Source organism: Paractinoplanes atraurantiacus, assembly GCF_900215205.1.
Lineage (GTDB): Bacteria > Actinomycetota > Actinomycetes > Mycobacteriales > Micromonosporaceae > Actinoplanes > Actinoplanes atraurantiacus.
This window is the reverse complement of record NZ_OBDY01000030.1, coordinates 25,691-51,900: the sequence shown is the minus strand read 5'-3', so window position 1 is coordinate 51,900 and position 26,210 is coordinate 25,691. Positions and strand designations below refer to the sequence as shown.

At 71.4% G+C, this 26,210-nt stretch carries 19 protein-coding genes and 1 pseudogene; 13 read left to right on the top strand and 7 right to left on the bottom strand.

Going from position 1 to position 26,210, the window contains the following annotated elements:
- Nucleotides 1–6 precede the first annotated feature (6 nt).
- Complete coding sequence (locus CRP55_RS41805; protein WP_097327553.1) at nucleotides 7–987, top strand: LLM class flavin-dependent oxidoreductase; 981 nt, start codon at nucleotides 7–9, stop codon at nucleotides 985–987.
- 221 nt (nucleotides 988–1,208) lie between these two features.
- Here the strand turns inward: CRP55_RS41805 and CRP55_RS41800 are convergent.
- A pseudogene (locus CRP55_RS41800) lies at nucleotides 1,209–1,843 on the bottom strand (IS5 family transposase); the annotation flags it as partial.
- Here CRP55_RS41800 and CRP55_RS55285 point away from each other — a divergent pair.
- Nucleotides 1,733–2,002, top strand: a complete 270-nt coding sequence (locus CRP55_RS55285) for a hypothetical protein (protein ID WP_245923718.1) — start codon at nucleotides 1,733–1,735, stop codon at nucleotides 2,000–2,002. The pseudogene CRP55_RS41800 and the gene CRP55_RS55285 overlap by 111 nt on opposite strands.
- A 215-nt stretch (nucleotides 2,003–2,217) precedes the next feature.
- Nucleotides 2,218–2,892, top strand: a complete 675-nt coding sequence (locus CRP55_RS41795; RefSeq protein ID WP_097327552.1) for a YceI family protein — start codon at nucleotides 2,218–2,220, stop codon at nucleotides 2,890–2,892.
- Here CRP55_RS41795 and CRP55_RS41790 read toward each other — a convergent pair.
- A complete protein-coding gene (locus tag CRP55_RS41790) occupies nucleotides 2,879–3,823 on the bottom strand; it encodes a GlxA family transcriptional regulator (protein WP_097327551.1) in 945 nt (314 codons plus the stop codon). The genes CRP55_RS41795 and CRP55_RS41790 overlap by 14 nt on opposite strands.
- Before the next feature lie 76 nt (nucleotides 3,824–3,899).
- Between CRP55_RS41790 and CRP55_RS41785 the strand changes: the two genes are divergently transcribed.
- The 4 genes from CRP55_RS41785 (at nucleotide 3,900) to CRP55_RS41770 (ending at nucleotide 6,475) form a co-directional block, all read left to right on the top strand.
- Nucleotides 3,900–4,319: a hypothetical protein gene (locus CRP55_RS41785; RefSeq protein WP_097327637.1), complete on the top strand. Its 420-nt coding sequence runs from the start codon at nucleotides 3,900–3,902 to the stop codon at nucleotides 4,317–4,319.
- A gap of 3 nt (nucleotides 4,320–4,322) precedes the next feature.
- Complete coding sequence (locus CRP55_RS41780) at nucleotides 4,323–4,592, top strand: DUF3817 domain-containing protein (RefSeq protein WP_245923702.1); 270 nt, start codon at nucleotides 4,323–4,325, stop codon at nucleotides 4,590–4,592.
- Between the two features lie 36 nt (nucleotides 4,593–4,628).
- Nucleotides 4,629–6,068: a GGDEF domain-containing protein gene (locus tag CRP55_RS41775; RefSeq protein ID WP_245923701.1), complete on the top strand. Its 1,440-nt coding sequence runs from the start codon at nucleotides 4,629–4,631 to the stop codon at nucleotides 6,066–6,068.
- Nucleotides 6,069–6,283: 215 nt separating this feature from the next.
- Nucleotides 6,284–6,475 (top strand): hypothetical protein, encoded by a 192-nt coding sequence (locus tag CRP55_RS41770; protein ID WP_143235306.1) that lies wholly within the window; start codon nucleotides 6,284–6,286, stop codon nucleotides 6,473–6,475.
- 95 nt (nucleotides 6,476–6,570) lie between these two features.
- Here the strand turns inward: CRP55_RS41770 and CRP55_RS41765 are convergent, their stop codons facing one another.
- Nucleotides 6,571–6,951, bottom strand: coding sequence for a PPOX class F420-dependent oxidoreductase (locus CRP55_RS41765; RefSeq protein WP_097327549.1), 381 nt, complete (start codon nucleotides 6,949–6,951; stop codon nucleotides 6,571–6,573).
- A gap of 61 nt (nucleotides 6,952–7,012) precedes the next feature.
- A complete protein-coding gene (locus CRP55_RS41760; protein ID WP_245923700.1) occupies nucleotides 7,013–9,205 on the bottom strand; it encodes a glycoside hydrolase family 3 C-terminal domain-containing protein in 2,193 nt (730 codons plus the stop codon).
- A 96-nt stretch (nucleotides 9,206–9,301) separates the two neighbouring features.
- Between CRP55_RS41760 and CRP55_RS41755 the strand changes: the two genes are divergently transcribed.
- The 3 genes from CRP55_RS41755 to CRP55_RS41745 all read left to right on the top strand — a co-directional run bounded on the left by CRP55_RS41755 (nucleotide 9,302) and on the right by CRP55_RS41745 (nucleotide 12,827).
- A complete protein-coding gene (locus CRP55_RS41755) occupies nucleotides 9,302–9,877 on the top strand; it encodes a TetR/AcrR family transcriptional regulator (RefSeq protein WP_245923699.1) in 576 nt (191 codons plus the stop codon).
- Nucleotides 9,878–9,959: 82 nt separating this feature from the next.
- Nucleotides 9,960–10,397 carry a CBS domain-containing protein gene (locus CRP55_RS41750; RefSeq protein WP_097327546.1) on the top strand — a complete coding sequence of 146 codons (438 nt, stop codon included), beginning with the start codon at nucleotides 9,960–9,962 and terminating at the stop codon, nucleotides 10,395–10,397.
- Between the two features lie 66 nt (nucleotides 10,398–10,463).
- Complete coding sequence (locus CRP55_RS41745) at nucleotides 10,464–12,827, top strand: ATP-binding cassette domain-containing protein (protein ID WP_097327545.1); 2,364 nt, start codon at nucleotides 10,464–10,466, stop codon at nucleotides 12,825–12,827.
- Here CRP55_RS41745 and CRP55_RS41740 read toward each other — a convergent pair.
- The gene (locus tag CRP55_RS41740) at nucleotides 12,804–14,099 is read right to left on the bottom strand and encodes a glutamate-cysteine ligase family protein (protein ID WP_245923698.1); all 1,296 of its coding nucleotides are present in this window, start codon (nucleotides 14,097–14,099) and stop codon (nucleotides 12,804–12,806) included. The genes CRP55_RS41745 and CRP55_RS41740 overlap by 24 nt on opposite strands.
- An 872-nt stretch (nucleotides 14,100–14,971) precedes the next feature.
- Between CRP55_RS41740 and rph the strand changes: the two genes are divergently transcribed.
- Nucleotides 14,972–17,491, top strand: coding sequence for a rifamycin-inactivating phosphotransferase (gene rph / locus CRP55_RS41735; protein ID WP_438865847.1), 2,520 nt, complete (start codon nucleotides 14,972–14,974; stop codon nucleotides 17,489–17,491).
- Here rph and CRP55_RS41730 read toward each other — a convergent pair.
- Nucleotides 17,481–19,085, bottom strand: coding sequence for a methyl-accepting chemotaxis protein (locus CRP55_RS41730; RefSeq protein ID WP_245923697.1), 1,605 nt, complete (start codon nucleotides 19,083–19,085; stop codon nucleotides 17,481–17,483). The two genes, rph and CRP55_RS41730, sit on opposite strands and share 11 nt — an antisense overlap.
- Nucleotides 19,086–19,170: 85 nt before the next feature.
- Between CRP55_RS41730 and CRP55_RS41725 the strand changes: the two genes are divergently transcribed.
- Nucleotides 19,171–24,117, top strand: a complete 4,947-nt coding sequence (locus CRP55_RS41725; protein WP_097327542.1) for a diguanylate cyclase — start codon at nucleotides 19,171–19,173, stop codon at nucleotides 24,115–24,117.
- A gap of 585 nt (nucleotides 24,118–24,702) precedes the next feature.
- Nucleotides 24,703–25,464 carry a class I SAM-dependent methyltransferase gene (locus tag CRP55_RS41720; RefSeq protein ID WP_097327541.1) on the top strand — a complete coding sequence of 254 codons (762 nt, stop codon included), beginning with the start codon at nucleotides 24,703–24,705 and terminating at the stop codon, nucleotides 25,462–25,464.
- Here the strand turns inward: CRP55_RS41720 and CRP55_RS41715 are convergent.
- Nucleotides 25,437–26,060 carry a TetR/AcrR family transcriptional regulator gene (locus tag CRP55_RS41715; RefSeq protein WP_097327540.1) on the bottom strand — a complete coding sequence of 208 codons (624 nt, stop codon included), beginning with the start codon at nucleotides 26,058–26,060 and terminating at the stop codon, nucleotides 25,437–25,439. The genes CRP55_RS41720 and CRP55_RS41715 overlap by 28 nt on opposite strands.
- Nucleotides 26,061–26,210 lie beyond the last annotated feature (150 nt).

Below are 26,210 nucleotides of genomic sequence, written 5' to 3'. Positions count from 1 at the left end.
CCCACCATGGCGCCAGCGCTGTCGCTGCTCGACCTCGCGCCCATCTCCGCCGGCCAGACCGCGCGGGACAGCTTCGAGGCGAGCGTGGAGCTCGCGCGGGCCGCGGAGCGCAGCGGCTACCGCCGGGTGTGGTACGCCGAACACCACAACATGCCGACGATCGCCTCGTCGGCCACGAGCGTGGTGATCGGATACGTCGCCTCGCAGACCTCGACCATCCGGCTCGGCGCCGGCGGCATCATGCTGCCCAACCACTCGCCGCTGGTCATCGCCGAGCAGTTCGGCACCCTGGCGACGCTCTTCCCGGGCCGGATCGACCTCGGCCTGGGGCGGGCGCCGGGCAGCGACCAGAACACGATGCTCGCGCTGCGCCGCGACAACAGCTCGGCCGATTCGTTCCCCACCGACGTGCAGGAGCTGCAGGGCTATCTGAGCGGACGGTCGCGGGTCCCGGGCGTGCAGGCGGTGCCGCGCGCGGACGAGGTGGTGCCGCTCTACATCCTCGGTTCGTCGCTGTTCGGCGCCAACCTGGCGGCGCAGCTCGGCCTGCCGTACGCGTTCGCCTCGCACTTCGCGCCGGACGCGCTGCACACCGCGGTGACCGTCTACCGCGAGAAGTTCCGGCCGTCCGACCAGCTCGACAAGCCCTACGTGATCGCGGGCATGAACGTCTTCGCGGCCGACGACCGGGCGACGGCCGAGGAGCAGAAGACCACTGCCTACCGCGCCCGTACGCGGTCGATGCTGACCCGGGGCGCCCGTGGCGCCAACTTCACCGACGCCGAGATCGACGCCTTCCTGGCCTCACCGAACGGCGCGTCGCTGGCCGCGATGACCCGCTACACCGCCACGGGCACGGCCGACGAGGTCGGCGACCAGCTGACCGCGTTCGCGACCTCGGTCGGCGCGGACGAGCTGATCCTGGCCCACCACGCCTCCGACCTGGCCGACCGCATCCACTCGATCGAGCTCACCGGCAAGCTGTAATCCCGCATCCTCACCTCGCGTGCCGGGACGTCTGGGGTGCGCCGACTCGTGGTCACGGCTCGGCGCACCGTCCCCCACGGAGTCTTCGATGCCCGGTGCCCTGCCTGCCGCCGTCGCGGCGTTGATCCTCGGCCCGGTCACCGTCGACCAGCGACGGATCGGCGGGCTGAGCGGGTCGTGGGTGAGCAACGACGCGGTCGGGCGGCACAGAACTCCTGACTCTTTGAGTGTTGGAGGCGGCGCCAGCAGATCAGGGCGCAGCCGAGTTTGAGCAGGGCTTCGTGGATGTCAGCGCGGACTTCCCAGCGAAGGCGCAGGCGGCGGAACCAGTGCGGCAGGGCGAAGCTCTGCTCCACGACCCAGCGCAGTTTGCCGAGCCCGGAGCCGTGTTCGGTGCCGCGGCGGGCGATGACCGGCGTGATGCCAAGCTCACGAACCAAGCTGCGGTATTTGTCGTGGTCGTAGCCGCGGTCGGCTTAGACCTTCGGCGCTCGGCTGCGGGGCCGGCCGCGTTTGCCGCGGATCGCTGGGATCGCTTGCAGCAGCGGGATGAGTCGGGTGACGTCGTTGCGGTTGCCGCCGGTCAGCAGCGCCGCAAGCGGGACACCGCCGGCGTCGGTGATGAGGTGGTGTTCGGAGCCCAGCCGGCCGGGGTCTACTGGACTCCGGCGTTGTTCCCATCCCGCAAGCGCCGCCAGCAGGTCATGCCGCAGCCGAAGCCGAGTTCGTTGGGTGACCATTCCCAGTGGATGCCGGTGAACAGGACGAACAAAATGCCGCACAAGACTTTGCGGTCATCGACCGGCCGGCGACCAGGGTCCGAACGCGGCGGCTGCTTGGGCAGCAGCGGCTCGATCCGGGCCCAGAGGTCGTCATCGCCGGGGCTCCGGGCGCCGCCTCCGGTCAGGTCGTGTCCGGGCTCCGGAGCGCGCTGCCGAAGAACGTCGAGGTCGGCCAGAGCGATCGGGACGGCCGGTCGGGCGAACTCGCGGCCGACTATTGCCGATGGCGATAGCAGTGGCGCTCATCACTGTTGACTCTTTGTTTCGGTAATTGGAACCCTGAGCTACGAACGCCCCGGAATTGTGATCCGGGCCGCTCTCAAATCGGACCAACGTGCGTTTTCGCGACAGTGTTCCGGGCCACTGAGCTGCGCACACTCAGGTAATTCAAAAATGAACGTCCTAAGATCGGTGAGGTTACCGACGGGGCGAGGGGTGAAGCGTAGCTATGGTCGACCGACCGATCCGCGAATGGAACGGCCTGACCATTCCCGACCCGGGTGTGTACGTCCTCGACGAAGCCCACAAACGGCTCGGCTTTCTGGCCCAGCACATGATGGTCAGCCCGATCCGCGGCGAGTTCGCGCGGGGCACCGCCACGATCGTCATCGGTGAGGACCCGGCCCGCTCGTCGGTCACGGCCTCCATCGAGGCGGCCAGCATCACCACGCACAACTCCGACCGCGACACCCATCTGTCCAGCCCGGACTTCCTCGACGTCGAGAAGTACCCGACGCTGGAGTACCGCAGCACGGGCGTGCAGTGGCAGGAGAACAACGACGCGATCTTCCAGTGGGCCCGGCTGCGCAACAACCCGCTGACCCGCCGGGCGGGCGCGTCGGAGATCCCGGCCGCGGCCAAGTCCAGCGGCAAGTTCGTGGTCAACGGCCTGCTGACCATCCGCGACGTGACCCGCCCGGTCGACCTTCAGGTCGAGTACGGCGGCGCGCGCCGGGACCCGTACGGCCGCGACATCTTCGGTTTCAGCGCGACCGCCCAGTTCGAGCGCGAGGACTTCGGCCTGGTCTGGAACGTGGCCCTGGAGACCGGCGGCTTCCTCGTCGGCAAGACCGTGAAGATCGAGATCGCGGGCGAGGCGTTCGCGGAATCTAACGCGTCGTAAAGGCTCGCCGGTAGCTCTGCGGAGTCGTTCCGACGATCCGCTTGAAGCGGTCGCGGAACGCCGTCGGCGAGCCGAACCCGACCTCGGCCCCGATCCGGTCCACCGGGTGGCCGGTCGTCTCCAGCAGATGCTGGGCCCGCCGGATCCGCGCCCGGTGCAGCCACTGCAACGGCGTCGTGCCGGTGTGCTCGCGGAAGCGGCGGTTCAGCGTCCGCGCGCTCAGCCCGGCCTTGGCCGCGATGTCGTCGAGCGTCAGCTCGGCCGGCGCGTCCGCCTCCAGCCACAGCAGCAGAGGCTCCAGGGCCGACCCGCGCGGTGCGGGCGGCCGTTCGGGCACGATGAACTGGGCCTGTCCGCCCTCGCGCTCCAGCGGCATCACCGACAGCCGGGCGGCGTCGGCGGCCACCGCCGAGCCGTGGTCGCGGCGCACCAGATGCAGGCAGAGGTCGAGGCCCGCGGCCGCGCCGGCCGACGTCAGGAACTGCCCCTCGTCGACGTAGAGCACGTCCGGGTCGAGGTCGACGGCCGGGAACATCGCCCGGAAGGCGTCGGTGCCGGCCCAGTGCGTGGTCGCCCGCCGTCCGTCGAGCAGGCCGGTCGCGGCCAGGACGAAGGCGCCGGCGCAGATGGAGGCGATCCGGGTGCCGCGGCTCGCGGCCGTTCGCAGCGCGGTCACGACATTTGGTGGTACGGGGGTGGCGGGCTCACCGACGCCCGGAACGACGATCGTGTCGGCGGTGTCCAGCGCCTCCAAACCGTGCGGCGCGGTGACCGTGAACCAGCCCGCGCTCACCTGCGGCCGGGGAGCGCACACCCGTACGGCATAAGGGGTTGAACCGTCGCCCAGCCGCACCCGGTCGAAGACCTCGAGGGGCGTCGCGAGGTCGAAGGGAATGACGTCGTCCAGTGCGAGAACCACGACCTGGTGCATGGTTGGCCATTATCCGTTGACGTGTGGCATTCCTGCCACTGTCACCCGCCGGCCGGCGCCCATACGGTCGATGATCGTGACAAAGCTCCTGCTCTCACTCCACGTCCTGGCCGCCATCGTCGCCATCGGCCCGGTGACCGTCGCCGCCAGCATGTTCCCGGCGGCGCTGCGCCGCGGCGACCGCGCGCAACTGGCCATCCTCCACCGCATCTGCCGCGTCTACGCCGTACTCGGCCTGGCCGTCCCGGTCTTCGGTTTCGCGACGGCCAGTTCCCTCGGCGTCCTCGGCGACGCCTGGCTGCTGACCTCGATCGCGCTGACCGCCGTGGCCGCCGCCGTGCTCGGCTTCGCCATTTTGCCCGCCCAGGCGGCCGCGGTCGCCGGCAATCCGGCGGTTCCCGCCCGGCTCGGCATGACCTCGGGCGTCTTCAACCTGCTCTGGGCGACCGTCGTGGTCCTGATGATCGTCCGTCCCGGCTCGACGACGGGAGCCTGACCCGTGCTGCTGCGCATCGCCGCCCGGGCCGAGCTGATCACGCTGCTGCTGATGCTGCTCAACCTGGCCACCATCCACGCCCGCCTGGTCACGCAACTGCTGGGCCCGCTCCACGGCTGCTCGTATCTGCTGGTCATTGGGGCTACGCTGGCCGCAACCGCCCGGCTCCGGCCCCGCCTGCTGGCCTTGATTCCCGGTGTCGGCGGGATGCTGGCCGCCCGCTTCTGCTCAACCACCCCTCCGCCCGACCGATCGGAACCCTCGAGCCGGTGACCGCTGTGGTCGGTACGGCCCGCGAGGGGAGGGCACGTGCTGCGTCGCGACCCTCTGTTGCGGGCCTACCTCGGCTGGACGGCGCTGGCCTGCGTGCTGTTCCTGGTGCTCGACGGGAACACCAGCGGGCAGGTGCGCGCGTTCTGGGCCTTCCAGCCGCCCCTCGACCTGGCCTTGGCGATCTGCTCGTGGCGGGTCGCCCGGCTGGTGACCGGCCCGATCCGCCGCTTCTGGCGGGTGATGGCCACGGTGGGCGCGCTGTTCACGATCGGTGACACGTGGCAGGCGGTCTCCACGTGGTTCCCCGGGGACTGGTCGAGCACCGGCGGCACGGTCCAGACGGTCTGCTTCGGCGTCGGCCTGACCGCCGTGGTGACGGCGATGCTCCTGCACCCGCAGCCCGGCCGCACGGGCCGCGAACGCCTGGCGTTCTGGCTCGACTCGGCCACGGTCCTGGTGGCGGGCGGCGTGGTCGGCTGGTGCGTGCTGGCGGTCCCGGGCGAATACAGCCGCCCCGACGTCCTGGCGATGCTGGCGGCGACCGGTGTGTGCATCACGGCGGCGTTCTCCGCGGTCAAGATGATCCTCAGCGGCAACGCGCCCATGCACCGCCTGGCCGCAGTTCCGATGGTCGGCTCGGCGGTGGTGATGAGCGCCGGCGCGTTCCTGGCCCCGGATTCGTACCTCGTCCGCTTCCTGCCGACCCTGCTCATCGCGGTCGGCCCGCGCATTCAGCAGATCCTGGCCGACGCCGACCGCACGGCTTTCGGGGAGAGACGGAAAAAGCCTTACAGCCTCTTGCCGTACGGGGCGATGGTCGTCGCCTTCGGCGCTTTGGTCTTCGCTTTGTCGGGCGGGGTGGGCGCCCGGTTGTGGGGCGTGGTCGCGGGTTTGGCGTTGATCTGCGGTCTGGTGGCGGTGCGGCAGCTGGTCGCCTTCCACGACAACGTGGAGCTCATGAAGCGGTTGCACCGCCAGGCCCACTTCGACGGCTTGACGGGTTTGGCCAACCGAACCCACTTCCACGAGCAGCTGGCGGCGGCGTTGCCGGCCTCACCCGCGTTGTCGGTGTTGCTGGTCGACTTGGACGGCTTCAAGTCGGTGAACGACACGATGGGCCACGCGGCCGGCGACGCCCTGCTGCTGGCGGTGGCGGACAAGCTGCGAGCCCAGATCCGAACAGCCGACCTGCCCGCCCGCCTGGGCGGCGACGAGTTCGCGGTGCTCCTGCCGAACTGCACCGCCGAGGAGGCAGAGGCAACAGCGGCCCGAATCCTGGACGCCCTGACGATCCCGGTCGTCATCGAGGGAGTCCCGGTGACGGCAGCCGCCAGCATCGGCGTGGCAGCAGCATCCCCGGCTTCCGACGCGACGTCCCTGCTGCGCGACGCCGACCTGGCCATGTACGCGGCCAAGCACCAGGGCAAGGGAACATGGCAACGCCACGACAACACCATGACGTACGCAACCCGCTAGCCCTGTTCCGCCCTCCGCGGTCAGGGCGAGGAGCCGGAATTGCGGGCCGCGGTGAACGGTGACCTGGCCCGCTTTCGAGGTCAGGCGCAGGCGGCACCGGGACCGCTGAGCCCGCCGGTTGTCGCGTCGGTCGACGTGGTGCCGGCGTTGTTCGGCGACTCGGCCGGCGGGCCTTGGCCCGGATCACCGGCTTGGCCCGGCGGATCGCGGAGGCGATGGACAGCCTGAACGCCCGCCGGCCCGACGGCGCCGCTTCCTGGGTGGAGTACGAGTCCCGCAGTCAGGCCGAACTGGGCGCCTTGGTGCCGAACGAGCCGACCGGGGAATCCATTCAGGCGCTGCGAGCTGAGTCGGGCGCGCAGGGCCTGGCCTGTTGGAGTGCGATGCGCCCCCGGCCGCGGCCGTAGGGCGGTACCGGCGCCCAGGCGCGGCCGTAGGCGGCACCGGCGCCCGGGCACGACGCCCACCGAACGGGGCGGGCGACGTGGTCCACGCCCGCGCGTCAGAAGGTGACGACGATGGCGACGGCCGGTGGGCGCTTGATGTGGAAGAGCCGGGTGAAGAACGCGCCGATCCGCGCGGAGATGTAACGGCCGGCCAAGAGGCGGCGTGCGCGTTCGGTTTCTGAGGGCGGCAGAAGCACCGCGGTGCCGGAGACGGTCTGGGCGCCCGGGGGCACCTTGCCCCGGATGTCGCAGGGGGTGACCTCGACGCGCGGGTTGTTGCGGATGCGCTTGACCTTCCAGGCGTCGGCCAGGGAGACCGTGGTCAAGGTGTTGCCCTCGGAGACCTGCCAGACGGGGGTGGCCACCGGGGTTCCGTCCTTTTTGAAGGTGATCAGGCTGACCTGTTTGCTGGCTGCTATCTCCGCCGGAACCATCATGGTCGTGCCTTTCCGCCTGGGCTCGATCGGACGCAAGGGGTGGGCGCCATCCTAGACGGGGTCAGTCGTTGGCGGCCGCGGCCAGTGCCTGCACTGTTTCCTCGGTGAAGGGGCTACCGGGGAACATGCCCAGACGGTTCAGAGGAAGGCCGCCCAACAGCTGGAGCATGGCGGGGTCGGCGGCCTGGGCCGCGATGCCGGTGCCGGTGCCGGCCGCGTCGGCGAAAGCCTTGCGGAGCAGGTCGGCGCCCCGGGGATCGGCGAACCACTCGGCGATGGTGGAGTCGGCGGTCAGCGGCCAGCGGGTGCCGGCGTCGGCCTCGATCGTGGCCAGGACGGCGCCGCGCAGGTCGCGGGAAGAGGCGCCGACGGCGAAGTGGTATTCGCCGCCCTCGACCACCCAGCGGGACAGCCGCTCGTCCCAGTAGGCCAGGTCGTCGCGGGGGATCTGCAGGGTCACCGTTTCCGTGGCGCCGGCCGCGATCGCAACGTTGGCGAAGGCCTTCAGCTCTCGCGGGGCACGCCGCACCCGGGAACGGGTGACCTCCATGTACGCCTGGACCACCTCGCGGCCGTCGCGCGCGCCGGTGTTCGTCACGTCGATGGTGAGCTCGACGCCGGACGCGGTGACGGTGGCGGACGGCATCCCATATTCGAAAGTGGTGTAGGAGAGGCCGAAACCGAAGGGGTAGGCCACCTCCTGCTCGCGGGCGTCGAAACCGCGGTAGCCGACGTGCAGGCCCTCGCCGTAGCGGACGTGGCCGGCCTCGCCCGGGAAGTCCAGGAAGGACGGGTGGTCGGCCAGTTTCAGCGGGATCGTCTCGGTGAGGCGGCCCGACGGGTTGACCCGGCCGAACAGCACGTCAGCGATCGCGCTGCCGCCGGCCTGGCCCAGCAGCCACGCCTCGACGATGCCGGGGACCGCCTCGTCCCAGGGGGCGGTGCGGACGACGGCGCCGTTCGACAGGACGACCACCGTGCGCGGGTTGGCGGCGGCGACCCGCTCGACCAGCGCCCGGTGCGAAGCCGGCAGGTCGATGCCGTCGCGGTCGGAACCCTCGGTCTCCTGTTTCGAGCCGACGAAGACCAGCGCCACGTCGGCGCCCGCGGCCGCGGCGGCGGCCTCGTCGAGCAGGGGCTCGACGACGGCGTTTTCGTCGGCGCTGTAGCCAGGAGCAAAGGTGACAGCGGCCGAGGACGACGCGGTGATCTCGGTGAGGGCGTCGTCGAGGCGGGTCGGGGTGATCTGGGAGCTGCCGCCGCCCTGGAAACGCGGGGTGCGGGCATACTCGCCCAGCACGGCGATGGACTGGCCCTCGGCGCGCAGCGGCAGCACGTCGCCGTCGTTCTTCAGCAGCACGATGCCCCGCGCGGCGATCTCGCGGGCCAGGGCGTGGTGGGCGTCGGCGTCGTACGACTCGGTGGTCTCGAGTCTCGATTTCGCGACCAGCGCGGCCACCCGGTCGGCCGAGAGCCGCAGGTCGCCGGCGGCCAGGGAGCCGTCTTTGACCGCGGCGACCAGCGCGGCGTCGCCCGCCTCGTCGGGGCCGGGCATGGTCAGGTCGAGGCCCGCGTGCACGGCGGCCACCCGGTCGACCACGGCACCCCAGTCGGAGACGACCAGGCCCTCGAAGCCCCACTCGCCGCGCAGCACGTCGGTCAGCAGCCAGCGGTTCTGCGAGGCGTGCACGCCGTTGACGCGGTTGTAGGAGCACATGACCGTCCACGGCTGGGACCGCGTGACCACCCGCTGGAAGGCGCGCAGGTAGATCTCGCGCAGCGTCCGCTCGTCGACGTCGGCGCTGATCGTCATGCGGTCGGTCTCCTGACTGTTGACCGCGAAATGCTTCAGCGACGCGCCGACGCCGCGGCTCTGCAGGCCCAGCACCCACTCGGTGGCCATCACGCCGCTGATCAGCGGGTCTTCGGAGAAGTATTCGAAGTTGCGGCCGCCCAGGGGAGTGCGCTTGATGTTGATGCCGGGACCGAGCAGCACCTGCACGCCCATCGCCCGGCACTCGTCGCCCAGGGCCTCGCCCATGCGGCGCACCAGCGCGGGATCCCAGGTCGAGCCGGAGGTCACCGCCGGCGGGAAGGCCGTGGCCGGGCGGCCGGTGAGCATGTCCTCCTCGGAGCTCTGCATGCGCACGCCGTGCGGCCCGTCGGTGAGCGTGATCTGCGGAACCCCGCCGGCCTCCGTCGAGGTCCAGAAGGCGCTGCCGCTCGTGAGAGCGGCCTGGTCGGTGAGTTCCACGAGGATCCCCTTCGGTGGCCGATTTCCTGGTCAAGTTTCGCAAGAAGGCGGTGAACGCGCGGCTTACTGAGTGCCTACTAGGTACAAGGTAGTCGTATGATCTCCAGCGAACAAGGGGGAGACATGGGTCAGCCTTTCCGGCGCGATCGGGCGCGCCTGCCCGCCGCCGAGCGCCGCAAGCAGATCGTCGAGGTCACCAGCCGGCTGATCGCCGAGTACGGCTTCTGGGGCCTGTCGATGCAGGACGTCGCCGACGGCTGCGGCCTGACCGTGCCCGGCCTGCTGCACCACGTCGGCTCGAAGGAGGGCCTGCTCATCGCAGTTCTTGACGAGCGCGACAAATCCGATATGTCCGAGCTTAAAGCCGAGAAACTTCAAGATCTTTGCGCGGCCCTGGTACGGCGTAACGCCCGACAACCGGAAATCGTCAGACTGTTTGCCGTTCTCGAGGCCGAGTCGCTCGCCCCCGATCACCCGGTGCACGACTATTTCCGCACGAGGGAGAAGCGTGCGATCGATTCCTTCACCGAGCTCGCCGGCGGTGACGAAGCGCTGGCCCGGCAGGTGATCGCCATGATGGACGGCCTGCAGATCCAATGGCTGCGCAACCCGGTGAAAGTCGATCTCGTGAAGGCATGGGACGACGCGGCTGATCGACTCTTCAGCAAATAGGACTCTTGACATCACGTCGTGAATAACGGCATCTAGGCGTAAGCCCCAACGACGACAACGACGTGATCAAGGGGAGACGACGATGCGTATCAGCGACATTCTTCGAGTCAAGGGTGACCGCGTGGTGACGGTGGCCCCCGATGTGGACGTGGCCGAGCTGCTCGGCGTCCTGGCCGAACACAAGATCGGCGCCGCGATCGTGTCGCCCGACGGCCGGGCCGTCGACGGCATCGTCAGCGAGCGCGACGTGGTGCGGGCGCTGGCCGCGCGTGGCGCCGCGGTGCTCTCCGAGCCGGTGGCGGCGATCGCGACCACACAGGTACGCTCGGTCACCCGAACCGCCCTGCTGGAGGACGTCGAACGGTTGATGACCGAGCGGCGCTTCCGGCACGTGCCGGTGATCGAGGACGGCGCGCTGCACGGCGTCGTCAGCATCGGCGACGTCGTGAAATTCCGGATCGACGAGCTCGAGACGGAGCGCAGCAGCCTCGCCGGCTACATCACCGGTGAACGCACCTGATCAGTTATCGAGAAGCGCGGAGCCCCCGGCCGCCACTACCGTGACGCCCATGGAGACGGAGATCCGATGAGCCCCGCGCGGCACGAAGCCGACAGCCACGACCTGATCCGCGTGACCGGAGCGCGCGTCAACAATCTGAAAGACGTCAGCACCGAGCTGCCCAAGCGGCGGCTCTCGGTTTTCACCGGTGTCTCCGGCTCCGGCAAGAGCTCGCTGGTGTTCGGCACGATCGCGGCCGAGTCGCGGCGGCTGATCAACGAGACGTACAGCTCCTTCATCCAGGGTTTCATGCCGTCACAGGCGCGTCCCGACGTGGACGTGCTCGACGGCCTGACCACCGCGATCATCGTCGACCAGGAGCGGCTGGGCGCCGACCCCCGCTCCACGGTCGGCACGGCCACCGACGCCAACGCCATGTTGCGCATTCTCTTCAGCCGGCTCGGTAAGCCGTACGTCGGATCGCCTCAAGCCTTTTCCTTCAATGTCGCCTCGATCTCCGGTGGCGGCGCGGTCACTTTCGAAAAGGGTGGCCAGACGGTCAAGGAAAGGCGCACGTTCAGCATCACGGGTGGCATGTGCCCGCGCTGCGAGGGCCGTGGCGCGGTCAACGACATCGATCTCACGGCGCTGTACGACGAGGAGAAATCGCTCAACGAGGGCGCGATCACGATCCCCGGCTACAGCATGGAGGGCTGGTACGGCCGCATCTTCCGGGGCGTCGGCTATTTCGACCCCGACAAGCCGATCAAGAAATACACCAAGAGGGAACTGGCCGACCTCCTGCACAAAGAGCCGACCAAAGTCAAAATCGAGGGCATCAATTTAACGTACGCCGGACTGATCCCCTCGATTCAAAAATCGTTCCTCTCCAAAGACGTCGACGCGCTCCAGCCGCACATTCGCGCCTTTGTCGAACGGGCCGTCACCTTCACGACCTGCCCCGAGTGCGGCGGCTCCCGCCTGAGTGAGGCCGCCCGCTCCTCGAAGATCAACGGCGTCAGCATCGCCGACGCCTGTGCCATGCAGATCAGCGACCTCGCCGAGTGGGTGCGCGGCCTCGACGAGCCGTCGGTCGCCCCGCTGCTCGACAAGCTCTCGCACACGCTCGACTCGTTCGTCGGCATCGGCCTCGGCTACCTGTCGCTCGAGCGCCCCTCGGGCACGCTGTCCGGCGGCGAGGCCCAGCGCACCAAGATGATCCGCCATCTCGGCTCGAGCCTCACCGACGTCACGTACGTCTTCGACGAGCCCACGATCGGCCTGCACCCGCACGACATCCAGCGCATGAACGAGCTGCTGATCCAGCTGCGCGACAAGGGCAACACGGTGCTGGTGGTCGAGCACAAGCCGGAGACGATCGCGATCGCCGACCACGTGGTCGACCTCGGGCCCGGCGCCGGCTCGGCCGGTGGCGAGATCGTTTTCGAGGGTACGGTGGCTGGGCTGCGCAAGTCGGGCACGCTGACCGGCCGCCACCTGGACGATCGGTCGTCGCTCAAGGAATCGGTGCGGGTCTCGAAGGAGTCGCTGCCGGTGCGCGGCGCCGCGCTGCACAACCTCAAGGACGTCGACGTCGACATCCCGCTCGGCGTGCTGGTGGTCATGACCGGGGTGGCCGGCTCGGGCAAGAGCTCGCTCATCCACGGCTCGGTGTCGCCGCGCGAGGGCGTCGTCTCGATCGACCAGGGCGCGATCCGCGGTTCGCGGCGGAGCAACCCGGCGACGTACACAGGCCTGCTGGAACCGATCCGCAAAGCCTTCGCCAAGGCGAACGGCGTCAAGCCGGCCCTGTTCAGCGCCAACTCGGAGGGCGCCTGCCCCAATTGCAAGGGCAACGGCGTCATCTACACCGACCTGGGCGTGATGGACACCGTGGCCACACCGTGCGAGGTGTGCGAGGGCAAGCGGTTCGAGGCGTCGGTGCTCGACTACAAGCTCGGCGGGCGCGACATCAGCGAGGTGCTGGCGATGTCGGTCGGCGAGGCCGAGAAGTTCTTCGCCGAGGGCGAGGCGCGCATCCCCGCGGCCCACAAGATCCTGGAGCGGCTGGTGGACGTCGGCCTGGGCTACCTGAACGTGGGCCAGCCGCTGACGACCCTGTCGGGCGGCGAGCGGCAGCGCCTCAAACTCGCCACCCACATGGGGGAGAAGGGCGACATCTACATCCTGGACGAGCCGACCACGGGCCTGCACCTGGCCGACGTCGAACAGCTGCTCGGCCTGCTCGACCGCCTGGTCGACAGCGGCAAGTCGGTGATCGTGGTCGAGCACCACCAGGCGGTCATGGCCCACGCCGACTGGATCATCGACCTGGGCCCGGGCGCCGGCCACGACGGCGGCCAGATCGTCTTCGAGGGCACACCGGAGGAACTGGTGAAGGCTCGCGCGACCCTGACCGGCCAGCACCTAGCCGACTACGTGGGCGCCTAGCACGTCGTCGGCCGGGCAGCGCGCGCGCATCACATAGCGGTCGGTGAAATCGGCGACGGCGTCGCGAAGGTCACGGTCGGCACCATGACGGGCCAGGGCGGCGTACGCCTCGACGAAGCACTCCCGCGCGGCGGCCGCGAGCACAGGGTCGGTGAGAGCGTCGCGTGCGGCGCGCTCCCACAGCCCCGGCTCGACGGCCAGGGTGGCGGTGGCCAGCTCAGCGGCCGAGGCGGCCCGGGGATCGTCGAGGAGCACGGTGGTCACCGCGACGACAACCCGCCACCCGCGGCCGGGCTGCCGGTCGGCGACATCGATCTCGAGATGCCCGCGGGCGGCGACGGGCGGCCGAAGCGACTCGACATGCTCGGCCAGATCGGCCAGGCGAGGCCGCTCACCGGAGCGGGCCCGCTCCCGGAAGGTGCGCCCGTCCCGCCCGGGAGCGTCGAGGACGAAGCGAGCCCACCCCCGCCGGGCATCCGCCTCGACGGGCAGCACGGGCAGATCACGGTTGCGGGCCTGCCTCACGCTGCGCCACCCGCTGGGCTCCCCGCCGAGCAGGGGAGAGTTGGCAAAGGCGGCGGCCAGCACCGGGGCGAGCGTGTGGGCGAGGGCCCACCGGCGCTCCAGCCCGAGCGGCCCACCGGCGTCGAGCCCCGCTTCGAGCGCTACGCGAATGCCGCCGGCACCCGAGGGGGATTCACCCGCCCGCAGCCGGATGTCGCCGTCCCGGAGCTGGGCGTCGCCGGCCCGCAGTGGGCTGCCGCCGCCCTGGAGCTGAGTGTTGCCGTCTCGGAGCGGGATCTTTCCGTCCTGGAGGTGAGTGCCGCCGACCCGCAGCGGGATCTCGCCGTTCCGGAGCTGACTATCGCCGCCCCGGAGCTGGGGCTCGCCGGCGTGGGTGCGGGCGTCGTCGGTCCGCGGCTGCGTTTGGTTGTCCCGGAGCCGGCCATCGTCGGTGAGGAGCTGGGCGGATCCGTGGACCCGGGCGATGGGCAGCGGGGCGGTCGGCCAGGCGAAGCCGGCGGCGGAGGTCGCGGCCAGGTCGTCGGCTATCCGGTCGAGGCAGGCGGCCAGGCCCGGAGAAGGGGGACCGCTGACCACCGCGACCCGCGCCGAACGGGCGTCGAGAAAGCCATGCCGCAGCGGCACCCGGTGAGACGGCGCCGCGGCGACGGGCAACTCGAGTGAGGCGCCCACGAACCCCGGCGTCGCCGGATCGAAAGCGTGGGAGGCGAGGAGCAGCTCGGCCGCCCGCTCGGTCAGGGTCGTCACGTGGCCTCACTGCCTCACTCGTGTCGGGAACCGGGCGAGCATAGCATTCCTATCTGCGCGATAGGTATTGGGAGATGGGCCACAACAGCGCGGACTCGGGACGAGCGGGCCGGTGGCGAGGCCCGGGCGGCGGCGCGGGCCGGGCGGAGGCAAGCGCGGATTGGCGGCGAGAGCGGAGCGGCGGCGAGGGCGGGGCGGCGGCGTGGGCCGGGCGGAGGCAAGCGCGGATTGGCGGCGAGAGCGGAGCGGCGGCGAGGGCGGGGCGGTGGCGCGGGCCGGGTGAGGTGCGGGCGGGCGGAACGGGCGCGGGGCTGGAGTGTGCCGCTGGTCGTCGTACGGCAGCGCGCGGGGCGGGAGGCGCGGGGCGCGAGGGTGCGGACGGGCACAGGGACCGGGGAGCGTGGCGTTTGGCCGGTCGTGAGGTGGTGCGCGCGGCGAGAGGCGCGGGGTGCGAGGGCGCGGAACGGGTGGAACGGGGGCAGGGGAAGGGGCAGGGGAGCGTGGCGTTGGCCGGCCGTAGGGCGGTGCGCGCGGTGAGAGGCGCGGGGCGGGCGGAGCCGGCGCGGGAAGGGGCAGCGGAGCGTGGCGCTGGCCGGTCGTGAGGCGGCGCGCGGGGCGGGAGGAGTGAGGGCGCGGACTGGGCGGAACAAGGCGCGCGGAGCGGTGGTGCGGGACGGAGGAGCCCGGCGCGAGCCGGTGGAAAGGGCGCGCGGAGCGGTGGTGCGGGACGGAGGAGCGTGGCGCAGGCCGGTGGAAAGGGCGCGCGGGTCGCGAGAAGCGGGGAGGCGCGGGCCGGGAAAGGGGTGGGAAGCGCGGCCGCGTAAGGCGCGAAAAAGGAGGGGCGCGCCCCTCCCACTTCTAAGCTATAGCGGATGTGGGGGCTTGCCGCAAGGCCCGATGGGGCGCGCAGAATGCGTGCCGTGGCTGTGGAAGGGCGGGTTGCGGTGGGTGCTTATGTCGTGGATCTGGCGGAGGTTGACCGGGGGCGGGTCGGCGACGTCGGCGGTAAGGGGGCGCATCTCGGGGAGCTTCTGCGCATTGACGGTGTGCGGGTTCCCGGAGGGTTCTGTGTGACCACTGAGGCTTTCGCGTCGGTGGTGGCGGAGGTCGATCCCGAGGACGCCGAGCTGCGCCGCGCCGTCGAGGCGGTGGTGCTGCCGGATGAGCTGGTGGCGGCTGTCGCCGCTCGGGTCGAGCCTGGGCTTGCCTATGCGGTGCGGTCCAGTGCGACCTCCGAGGACTCGGCGGCTGCCTCCTTTGCGGGGCAGCACGACACGTACCTCAATGTCGTGGGTTTGGACGAGATCCTGGATCGGGTGAAGCGGTGCTGGGGATCGCTGTTCACCGAGAGGGCCGTCGCCTATCGGCTGCGGGCGGGGGGCGATCATGACGTGCGGATGGCCGTTGTGGTGCAGCGGATGGTGGGGCCGGAGGCGGCCGGGATCATGTTCACCGCCGACCCGGTGAACGGGAACCGGCGGGTCGTTTCCATCGATGCCGGGTTCGGGCTCGGTGAAGCCCTCGTGTCGGGGCTGGTGCATGCCGACGTCTACAAGGTGCGCGACGGTGTGATCGCCGGCAAGACGATCGGGGCCAAGCGGCTCGCCATTCAAGCGCGGGCCGGGGGCGGCACCGTCGAGGAGGAGATCTCGCCGGAGCGGCAGAAGCAGGCCGCCCTGAGCGATGCCGAGATCGTGCGGCTCGCCGAGTTGGGGCGGCGGATCGAAGCGCACTTCGGGCAGCCCCAGGACATCGAGTGGTGCCTCGACGGCGACGGGTTCGCGATCGTGCAGAGCCGGCCGATCACCACGCTCTTCCCGATTCCGGAGGCACCGGACGACGAGAACCGGGTGTACGTCTCGGTGGGGCACCAGCAGATGATGACCGAGGCGATGCGGCCGCTCGGGCTCTCCGTGTGGAAGCTGACCTCGCCCGGGAACATGGTCGACGCCGGTGGGCGGCTCTTCGTCGACGCCACCGCGCGGCTCGGGCCCGCGCTGGTCCAAGCCTTCGAGCGGTCCGATCCGCTGATGGGCGGCGCGCTGCGCACCATCGCCGAGCGGAACTTCGTCACCGTGGCGCCCGATGACAGCCCGCACGTCATCACCACCAAGCAGGAGCCGATCGACGCCGACCCGGCCATCGTGGCCGAGCTGGTCGCGCAGCGGGAGGCGTCGCTGGCCGAACTGAAGGAGGCCATCCGGGGCAAGACCGGGGCGGAGCTGCTCGATTTTGTCATCGCCGACGTGAAAGGGATGCGGCAGATCCTGTTCGACCCGCGCAACATGCCGGCGATCATGGCGGGCATGGAGGCCACCTGGTGGCTCGACGAGCGTTTCGAGAAGGGCGTGGCCGACACCCTCACGCTCGCCGCGCCGGGCAACGTCACCTCGGAGATGGGTCTGGCCCTGCTCGACGTCGCCGATGTCGTCCGCCGTCACCCGGAGGCGGTCGCTCTCCTGGAAGAGTTCCCGGGCGACCTCGACAGGCTGCCCGCAGAGGTGGGCGACGCGATTCGGGGCTATCTCGAGACGTACGGCATGCGCTGTGTCGGGGAAATCGACATCACCCGGCCGCGCTGGAGTGAGGACCCCGGCGCGATCGTGCCGATGATTCTCAGCAACGTCCGCAACGCGGAGCCCGGCGAGCACGAGCGGCGCGTCGAGGAGGGCCGTCGCAAGGCTCGCGAGAAGGAGCGGGAGGTGCTGAGCGGCCTGCCCGAAGCGGACGCAGCGGAAACCAAGCGGATGATCGACCAGCTCCGCACCTTCGCCGGCTATCGCGAATACCCGAAGTATCACCTGGTCAGCCGCTACTTCGTCTACAAGCAGGCGCTGCTCGCCGAGGCCGGGCGCCTGGTCGCGGCCGGTGTGATCACGCACTCGGACGACATCTACTACCTGAGTCTCGAGGAGCTTTCCGAGGTTGTACGGGCTCAGCGGGCCGACCACGACCTCATCGAGGAGCGCCGCCGGGCGTTCGCGTCCTATCAGACGCTCGCCGCGCCGCGCGTGCTCACCTCGGAGGGCGAGGCCGTCACGGGCTCCTACCGGACCGAGGGCCTGCCGCCGGGCGCGCTGGCCGGGCTGCCCGTCTCGGCCGGCACGGTCGAGGGCCGGGCCCGGGTCGTGGCCGACATGGCCGGGGCCGACTTCGAGCCGGGCGACATCCTGGTCACCGCGTACACCGACCCCAGCTGGACGCCCGCCTTCGTGCAGATCGCCGGGCTGGTCACCGAGGTCGGCGGGCAGATGACGCACGGCGCGGTGATCGCCCGGGAGTACGGCCTGCCGGCCGTGGTCGGCGTCGAGAACGCCACCCGGCTGATCGAGGACGGTCAGCGGATCAGGGTGCACGGCACCGACGGCTACGTCGAGAGAGTCACACCGTGAAGCGGTCGACCGCCGATCGCAGCCGCTCGGCCAGCGTGTTGACCGCGCCGGCGGCCGAGGTCGCCTCGGCCACGGCGTCGCGGGAGGTCGCCGTGCTCGCAGCGACGCCGGAGATGCCGCGGGCGATGTCGTTGGCGCCGTCCGCGGCCTCGCTGACCCCGCGGTTCATCTCGGCCGTGGTGGCGCTCTGCTCCTCCACCGCCGAGGCGATCGTGGTCTGGTAGTCGCTGATCTGCTGGATGATCTGGCTGATGCCGTCGATCGCGGCCACCGCCTCGCCGGTGTCGGCCTGGATCGCGGTGATCCGCTGGGAGATCTCCTCGGTGGCCCGGGCGGTCTCCTGGGCCAGGTCCTTGACCTCGCTGGCGACCACGGCGAAGCCCTTGCCGAGCTCGCCGGCCCGGGCCGCCTCGATGGTGGCGTTCAGGGCGAGCAGGTTGGTCTGGGCGGCGATGGCCTGGATGGTGCCGATGACGCTGCCGATCTCGGCCGACGAGTCGCCCAGCCGGTTGATGGTGGCGCTGGTGTCGCGGGCCGCGCTCACCGCCGAGGAGGCCACCCCGGCCGCGTCGGCCGCGTTGCGGGAGATCTCCGAGATCGAGGCGCCCATCTGCTCGGCGCCGGCGGCCACCGTCTGCACGTTGCCGCTGACCCCGCCGGCCGTGCCGGCGACCATGTCGGCCTGCTCGTACGCGCTGCGCACAGATCCGTCGATCTGGTTGCTCACCCGATAGAGGGTGTCGGCCGCGGCCGCCAGCTCGCGCGCGTCGCTGCTGATGGCGGTGACGGTGTGCCGCAGGCCCTCGGCGGCGGCGTCGGCCGCGCGGGCCATGTCGCCCGCCTCGTCGGCGGCCGGGTCGTCGATACGTACGGAAAGATCGCCCTTGGCCAGCGCGTGAAGCGCGCCCACCACCCGGCCCAGAGGCCCGGTCACGCTCCGGGTGACCATGAGGACCAGCAGCACGGCGGCGATCGCCGCCAGGACAAACCCGATGATCATTGCCGTACGGGCGTCGGCCGCGGAGTTCTGAGAATCCGTTGCCGTCTGCTCGGCCCGCGCGGTCACCGACGCGACCAGGCTGTTCGTGAGCTCGACGATCTTGAAGTAGATCTCGTAACCGGGACCCAGGATGACCGCGTTGCCGGCCGCGACGTCGTTCTTGGCGAACGCGGCCACGACCTTGTCGTCGGCCGCCCAGTAGGCGGTCCACTGCTCGGTGATCTGGTCGTAGATGGCCTTCTCGCCGCTGGTCATCAGCTCGGTCGGCATCTGGTCGAGCAGGTTTTCGATGATCTCTTTGTCGGCCAGGAAGCCCGCCCGGTTGTCGGTCGTGGGCTTGACCGCGGTGGCGTAGCCGAGCCGGTAGACGTCCCAGGCGTACGCGATCTGCCAGCCCGAGATGTCGCCGTTGTAGAACTTCTGCTCGTCGACCTGGTGCATCAGGCCCTGGAGCTGGCGCATCCGCTCGGCCGAGTCGGACTGGCGGTGCAGCGCGACCACACCGATACCGACGACCACACCGAGCAGCACCAGCACCACCGTGAAACACGCGGCGAGCCTGCTTCGCAACCGCAACCGGCGAACGAATGTCACGATCGTCCCTTCGGCAGGCAACGAGATCGCCTGAGCGCGCCGTTTTCATCAAGTCGCGCCGAGCGGGGCCGATGAGAACTTAGTGATGAACAGCGCCGCCGAGCTCTCCGGTCTCGAGGTCCGCGAAGAGCTCGGCCGGGGCGCCTTCACCACGGTCCACCGGGCGGTGCGCGACGGCCGGGAGTACGCGGTGAAGCGCCCGGCGAAGCCGGCGCCCGACATGCTCGCCGGCTTCCGGCGCGAGGCGGCGCTGCTCGCCTGCATCGACGACCCGTCGGTCACCGGCGCGCACGCCGTCGGCCTGCTCGACGGCGTACCGGCCCTGGTGCTCCAGTACATCCCCGGCGGCCCGCTGGCCGACCTGATCGGCACCGGCGCCCTTCCCGCCGAGCGCGCGGTCGAGATCGCCGCCCAGCTCGCCCGCGGCCTGGCCGCCGCCCACCGGGTCGGCCTGGTGCACCGCGACGTCAAGCCCGGCAACATCATCATGGCTCCCGGCAGCCCGGCCCGGCTGATCGATTTCGGCCTCGCTCAGCTGGGCGAGGAGGACGAGCAGGACGATCTCGCGGTCGGCACCTTCCTCTACGCCTCCCCGGAGCAGTCCGGGATGCTCAAGCGGCCGGTGGACGGCCGCTCCGACCTCTACTCGCTGGGCGTGGTGCTCTTCGAGTGCCTCACCGGCCGCCTGCCGTTCGAGTCGAGTGACGTCGGTGACCTGCTGCGCATGCACCTGGTCGCCCCGGTGCCCGACCTCGCAGAGACCGACGGCGTCCCGCCCGTGCTGGCCGCCGTGGTGTCCCGGCTGCTGGCCAAGGACCCCGACGACCGCTATCCGGACGCGGCCGCGCTCCTGGCCGACCTGCGGGCCTGCCCCGGCGGCGCGGCGGCCGGGAAGCGCGCGGCCGGGCACTGGCCGCTGTGCGGCCGCGACGCCGAACGGCAGGCGCTGACCACCCGCTGGCAGCGGGCCCGCGCCGGGCGCGGCGGCGTGGCGCTGATCCGCGGTGCCGCCGGATCGGGCCGCACCCGCCTGGCCGACGAGGCCGCGGCCGCGGCGTCCGGCTTCCCGGTGCTGCGGGCGGCCGGGCAACGGGACGCGGCGACCCCGCTGGCCGCCCTGCGCGCGGCCGTCGACGGCTATCTCCAGGCGCTGCGCCGTCTGCCCGCGCCGGACCGGGCCACGGCCGAGGAGCACGTCCGGGCGGCCGCGAACGCCTCCGGGGCGGCGCTGCTGTCCCGGCTCTCCCCGCGCCTGGCCGAGCTGATCGGCGGCGCCGGCGGCGGCGAGGAGGCCGGCATCGCGGCCGTGGTCGCGTTCCTGGCCGATCTGTCCCGGCGCTGCGGCGGGCTCATGCTGCTGCTCGACGACGCCCAGTGGCTCGACCCGGGCAGCCGCGAGGTGCTCGCCCGGCTCACCCCCGAGCTGGCCGCCTTGCCGCTGCTGGTGGTGCTCACCGAACTCGACCGCAAGTTCACCGAGGCCGACCTGGTGCTGACCTGCTCGCCGCTGGCCCCGGAGGCGGTCGAGGAGCTGGTCGCCTCCCGGCTGCCCGGCGCGGCGGTCACCGCGGAGCTGACCCGGCACGTGGCCGACCGTACGGGCGGATCGCCGTTGGCCGTCGTCGCCTACCTCTGGCAACTCATCGACGCCGGCCTGCTCAGCCCGCTGTGGGGCGTCTGGCGCCTGGACGAGGCGGGTGCGGCCGCGCTGCCGGCCGCCGACGACGTGCGCGCGCTGCTCGCGGCCCGGCTCGACGGCCTGCCCGGTGCCGACCGCGACGTGCTGGTGGCGGCGGCGCTGGCCGGGCCCCGCTTCCGCACGGAGGCGCTGCCGGGCGACACCGACCGGGTGGTGGCGGCGGTCGCGAGCGCGGTCGAGCGGCGCGTCCTGCAGGTGGAGACCGGCGGCTGGTACAGCTTCATGCATCCGGTGCTGCGCGACGAGCTGCTGGACGACCGGCTCCGCGAGGCGCTGCACGCGGCCCTGGCCGGGAAGCTGGAAGACCTTCCGGAGCATCTGAGGGACACCGACCATGTGTACGCGCTGGCGCGGCACCTGCGGGCCGCGGGCGACCTGGTCGACGTCGAACAGCGCCGGGCCTGCGCACTCGCCGCCGGGCTGCGGGCCCTCGACGACCACGCGGCGGGCGACGCCATCGGCTATCTGGAGTACGCGGCCGACGGCGACCCGAAGGTCCTGCACCCGCTGGCCGTGGCCTATCTGCGGGCCGGGCGGTTCGCCGACGCCGGGGCGACCATCGACAAGGCCCTCGCGGTGCAGACGGATCGCGACGCCCGGGTCCGGCTGCTCATCACCGAGGTGGAGCTGCACCACACGGTGTGGGCCGACGACAAGGCGCTCGACGCCGCCGGGCGGGCCCTGGCCGAGCTCGGCCGGCCCCTGCCGCGCGTCGCGCAGGCGCTCGGCGTCGCGTTCGCGGGCGGGCTCGCCCGGCGTACACGATGGGGGTTCGGAACCGCAAGCGGACGACGGCGAGAGGAACTCGCCCTTCTGGCCGCGACCCTGGACGCGGGCGGCTTCGCGGCGGCGGTGGGACTGCGGCTGCGCGAGGCGGGCATCCTGGCCATGCGGGCCCTGTACGCGGTGAACCGGCTCGGTGCCGGCGCCGAGTACGTGCGCGTCTACGCGCTGCTGGGCTACGTCGCGCACGTGCTCAGGCTGTCGGGAACGGCCAACCGGTGCCTGGAGCGGGCGGCCCGGATGGCCGGGCAGCTCAACGATCCGGCGCTCCTGGCCTATGTGGACTGGCTGCGCGGATGCGGGCTGCTGTTCGGCGCCCGCGACGACGGCAGCGCCTGGATGGCGACGATCGCGGCCAACCGGCGGTGGTACGGGCCGGCGCAGCTCCTGCCCGGACACGCGACGCTCGGGCTGCGGCTGATGCTGCGCGGGTACGTGCAGGAGGCCCGCGCCGAATACGAGCGCGGCCTGGCCGTGCTGGCCGATCCGGCGACCGCCCGCGGTACGTCGTTCAGCATGCTCGGCGTGATGATGCCGGCCATGGAGGGAAGGCCCGGAGAGGCGGCGACGGCGTTGGCGGACCTGCGATCGGTTTCGGGATACGCGCCGGTGCAGCGGGCCAACATCCTGGTCGCGGCGGCCTGCGCGGCCGTCGAGGAAGGCGAGTTCGGCCCGGCCTTCGACGCGATCATCCACGAGTTCCGGTCGCTCGGGCTGCGCGACCGCGACCTGATGACCCAGCACAAGCTGATCTACGCCTTCCAGTCGCACGGCCGGATGGCCCAGCTGCGCCTCGACCCCGGCCCGGAGCGTCTCGAAGCGGCCCGGGGCGCGGTGGCCGACCTCAAACGCGTCCGCAAGTTCTCGCCGATCCTCGAATCCGGCTACCTCATCGGCGAGTCGGCGCTGGCGTTCTTCGAAGGCGACCACACCCGGGCGATCGAGTGGAGCGACAAAGCAGAGCGAGTTGCCCGTACGGCCGACGCGCCGCTCGTGCATTTCGAGGTCGCCCGCTTCCGGGCGCGGGCGTTCCGCGCCCTGGGCCAGACGAACGAGGCCGAGAGGCAGGCCCGGTTGGCGCTGAGCCTGGCCACGCAGTACGGCTGGGAGCAGCGCCGCCGCCAGGCCCGCGCGGAGTTCGGCGTGGAAAGAGGCGGAACGGCCCGGGTGACGGTGGTCGACCACCGGGCCGGCGGGCGCCGCCTCGAGGTGCTGCAACAGGTGGCGGCCGCGGCCGCGAACATCCTCGACCCGGTCGAGCTGGCCCGGGTGACCCTGGACGAGCTGCTGCGCATCCTGGGCGCCGAACGGGCGCTGTTCTTCCTGCTCGACGAGCGGGGCGAGCCGGTGCCGTACGCCGGGACGGTCTCCTCGCCGTACGCCTCCTCGCTGGTCCGCCGGGTCGCGGCGGACGGGGAGGCCCTGGTGCTGACCGGCACGGAGGAGGGTGCGGCGCTGGGCTCGCAGAGCGCGGTGCAGCACGGCCTGCGCAGCGTGCTGGTGGTGCCGGTGCGCTTCAAGGGAACCACGCTGGGCGTCATCTACATGGACAGCCGGATGGCCCGCGGCGTGTTCACCTCCGACGACATCGAGGTGCTGACCGCGGTCAGCAGCCACCTGGCGGTGTCGCTGGAGACGGCCCGCTCGGCCCAGCTGCACCTGGCCGTCCAGACGGCCCGCCGCCAGCAGGCGTTCGCCGAGACCCTGCGAGCGTCGCTGGCCGAGCTGAGCGTCATCCACGACCCGGCCCAGCTTCTGCGCCGGCTTTTCACCACGCTGCACACGAAGACCGGCGCCACAGCTTCCCGCCTCCTGGTCGCCGACGAGATCATCGACGTGGCCGGCACCGCTACCTGGGAGCCCTTCACCTCTTCGGACATCTCCGAGATCTCGGTTCTGCCGTCGGGGGAGCTGGCGGTGCCGTTGGACTGTCGCACCGGCCGGGCCGGGATGGTCCTGCTGGGTGGCGCCGGCTTCGACGATTCCGCCGTGCAGCTGGCGTCGGCGCTGGCCACGCAAGGCATGACGGCGTACGACAATGCGTGGCTTTTCAGCCGGGTGCAGGAACTCGCCACAACCGACGAGCTGACCGGCCAGCACAACCGGCGCCACTTCTACGCGCTGGCCGGCACGCTGGTCGACGCGGCCTCCCGGGCCGGGCATCCCCTGGCCGCGGCAATGATCGACATCGACAAGTTCAAGAGCGTGAACGACACGTACGGCCATGGCGTCGGCGACGAGGTGATCCGCACGGTGGCCGCGCGCGTCCGCGAGAGCATCCGGGTCTCCGACGTGCTCGGGCGGTACGGCGGCGAGGAGTTCGCCGTGGTTCTGCCCGACCACACCGACGCGCCGGGCCTCGCCGAACGCATGCGCCGTGCCGTCGCCGACACACCGGTGCCCACCGCGGCCGGCCCCCTCTCGGTGACGATCAGCGTCGGCCTCACCCAGCACGCCGCCGACGAGTCGCTGGACCAGCTCCTGGCCCGTGCCGACCACGCCCTCTACCGAGCCAAAGACACCGGCCGCAACCGCGTCGTCGTGTCCTGACCGCGTCGCCTGCCGCTCCACGCTTCGCGCCGCCGCGCGGTCGTGCCTCGCGTCGCCGTGCACGCGCCGCCGCACCTCGCGTCGCTCAGATCCGCCGCACCGCGCGCTGCACCGCCCTCCTGCGCGGCCCGCGACGCGCGTGGCCGTGGGCACACCGTGCCGTGTCTCGCGCTGCTGTGTCTCGCGCCGCCCGCACACCGCCGCACCGCCCTGCTGCGCGGCTCGCGTGGCCATGCGCGCGCTGTGCCGTGCCGCGTGGCTGTGGCTGCCGTCGCCCGCGCACCGCGCGTTACGCCGCCCTGCTGCGCGACTCGCGTAGCCGTGCCCGCGGCGCCGCTCCGCACCCCGCGCCGCGCCTCGCGTTGCCCGCCTACCGCCGCGCCGCGCGCTGCACCGCCTTGGTGCGCGACTCGCGACTCGCGTAGCCGTGCTCGCGTCGCCGGCTGCCGCGTTCGCTGCACCGGCTGCTGCGCGACTCGCCACTTGCGTTGCCGCGCTGCGTGCCGCCGCGTTGCGCGGGTGGTTCGCTGTTGAGGGGCCGGTGAACTCTGGTGCCGTTGAGCGTTCGGCGGGCACGATGTCTGCGTGGCGGTCCCCAATGAGCGGCAGATCGAGCGGTGGAACGGTGAGTCCGGGCGGCGGTGGCTGGTGTCGCGGGAGCGGCATGCGGCCGTACGGGAGCGGCTTCTGCCTCATCTTTATCGTGCGGCGGCGGTGCGGGACGGTGAGCGTGTTCTGGACGTCGGCTGCGGGTGTGGGGACACGACCGCGGTGATGGCGGAGACGGCGGGTTTAGTTGTGGGGATCGACGTGTCGGAACCGCTGCTTGACGTGGCGCGCCGGCGGTCGAGGGGGAACGTCGAATTTGTTCGAGGGGACGCGCAGGTTCAGGCGCTCGGAGCGTTCGATGTGGTCGTCAGCAGTTTCGGGGTGATCTTCTTCGATGATCCGGTGGCGGCGTTTCGCAACCTGCGGTCCACGGGTGGGCGGCTGGCGTTTCTGTGCTGGCAGGAGGTGCTCGTCAATGAGGTCTTCGCGATTCCGCTGCGGCTGCTGGGCGCCGCGCCGGGTGGTGACCCGTTCGCCGATCCGGGGTGGATCGAGCGGCTTCTGGCCTCGGCCGGATACCGGGACGTGCGCGTGGTGGAGTTGCGGGAACCGGCGCGGCTGGGTGACGACGCGCGCGACGTGACCGCGTACTTCATGGACAGCGCCCAGGTGAAAGAGCTTGCGGCCGGGCGGCCGGGTGCGGAGGAGGCGATCCGGGGGGCGTTCCGGCGGCGGGAACGCCCCGACGGCGTGTGGGTGGAGGCGGCCGCCTATCTGGTGACTGTCTCTCCCGGCTGACGAGGGGTGCGGCGCCATGGGGACAGGCACTGCTCGATCAGGGCCAACTGGCGGGCCGGGTCCAGCAGCGGGGTGGCCATGACGGCGTGGACCTGCTGGCCGACCGAGATGGACAGCAGCAGGTCGACGATGCCGTCCACGGGGGTGCCGGAGGCCAGGTCGCCGTCGTCGACGGCCTCGTGCAAGTGGTCGCGCAGGCGGCCGCCCCACATGTCGCTCACGTCGGCCTCGGCGGCCGACAGGGTCTCGTTGGCGGCCAGGCGGCCCCAGAAACCGACGACCACCTGGGCCTCGTCGAGCGTCTCCTTCGCCAACGGCAGTATTTCGTGCATCATCGCGTCGACGGCGGCCAGGCCGCGCAGACCCGTGGAGGCGCCGGCTATCCGCTCGTTCGTGCGCTCGGTGACCCGCTTGTAGGCCGCGGCGGTGACGGCGTCGAAGCCGTCGAAGTAGTGCCAGAGGGCGCCGGTGCCCACACCGAGCTCGGCGGCGATGGCCCGGCTGGTCGCGGCGGGCAGACCCTTGCGGGCGACCACCGACAGGAACGCCTCGACGATCTCACTGCGGCGCTGGTCGTGGTCGACGATCTTGGGCAACGAACTTCTCTCCTCGTGTCGCGGCGCGGCTGCCGATCGGGCCCGCATTCCCGAATCGGGCCAGGTTACACAGCCGGCTTCGTCTTCGAGCAAGCGCTCAAAATAGCTTTCGCGTCGGCGGAAATGTCGAAGCGACATCGACGGCTACGA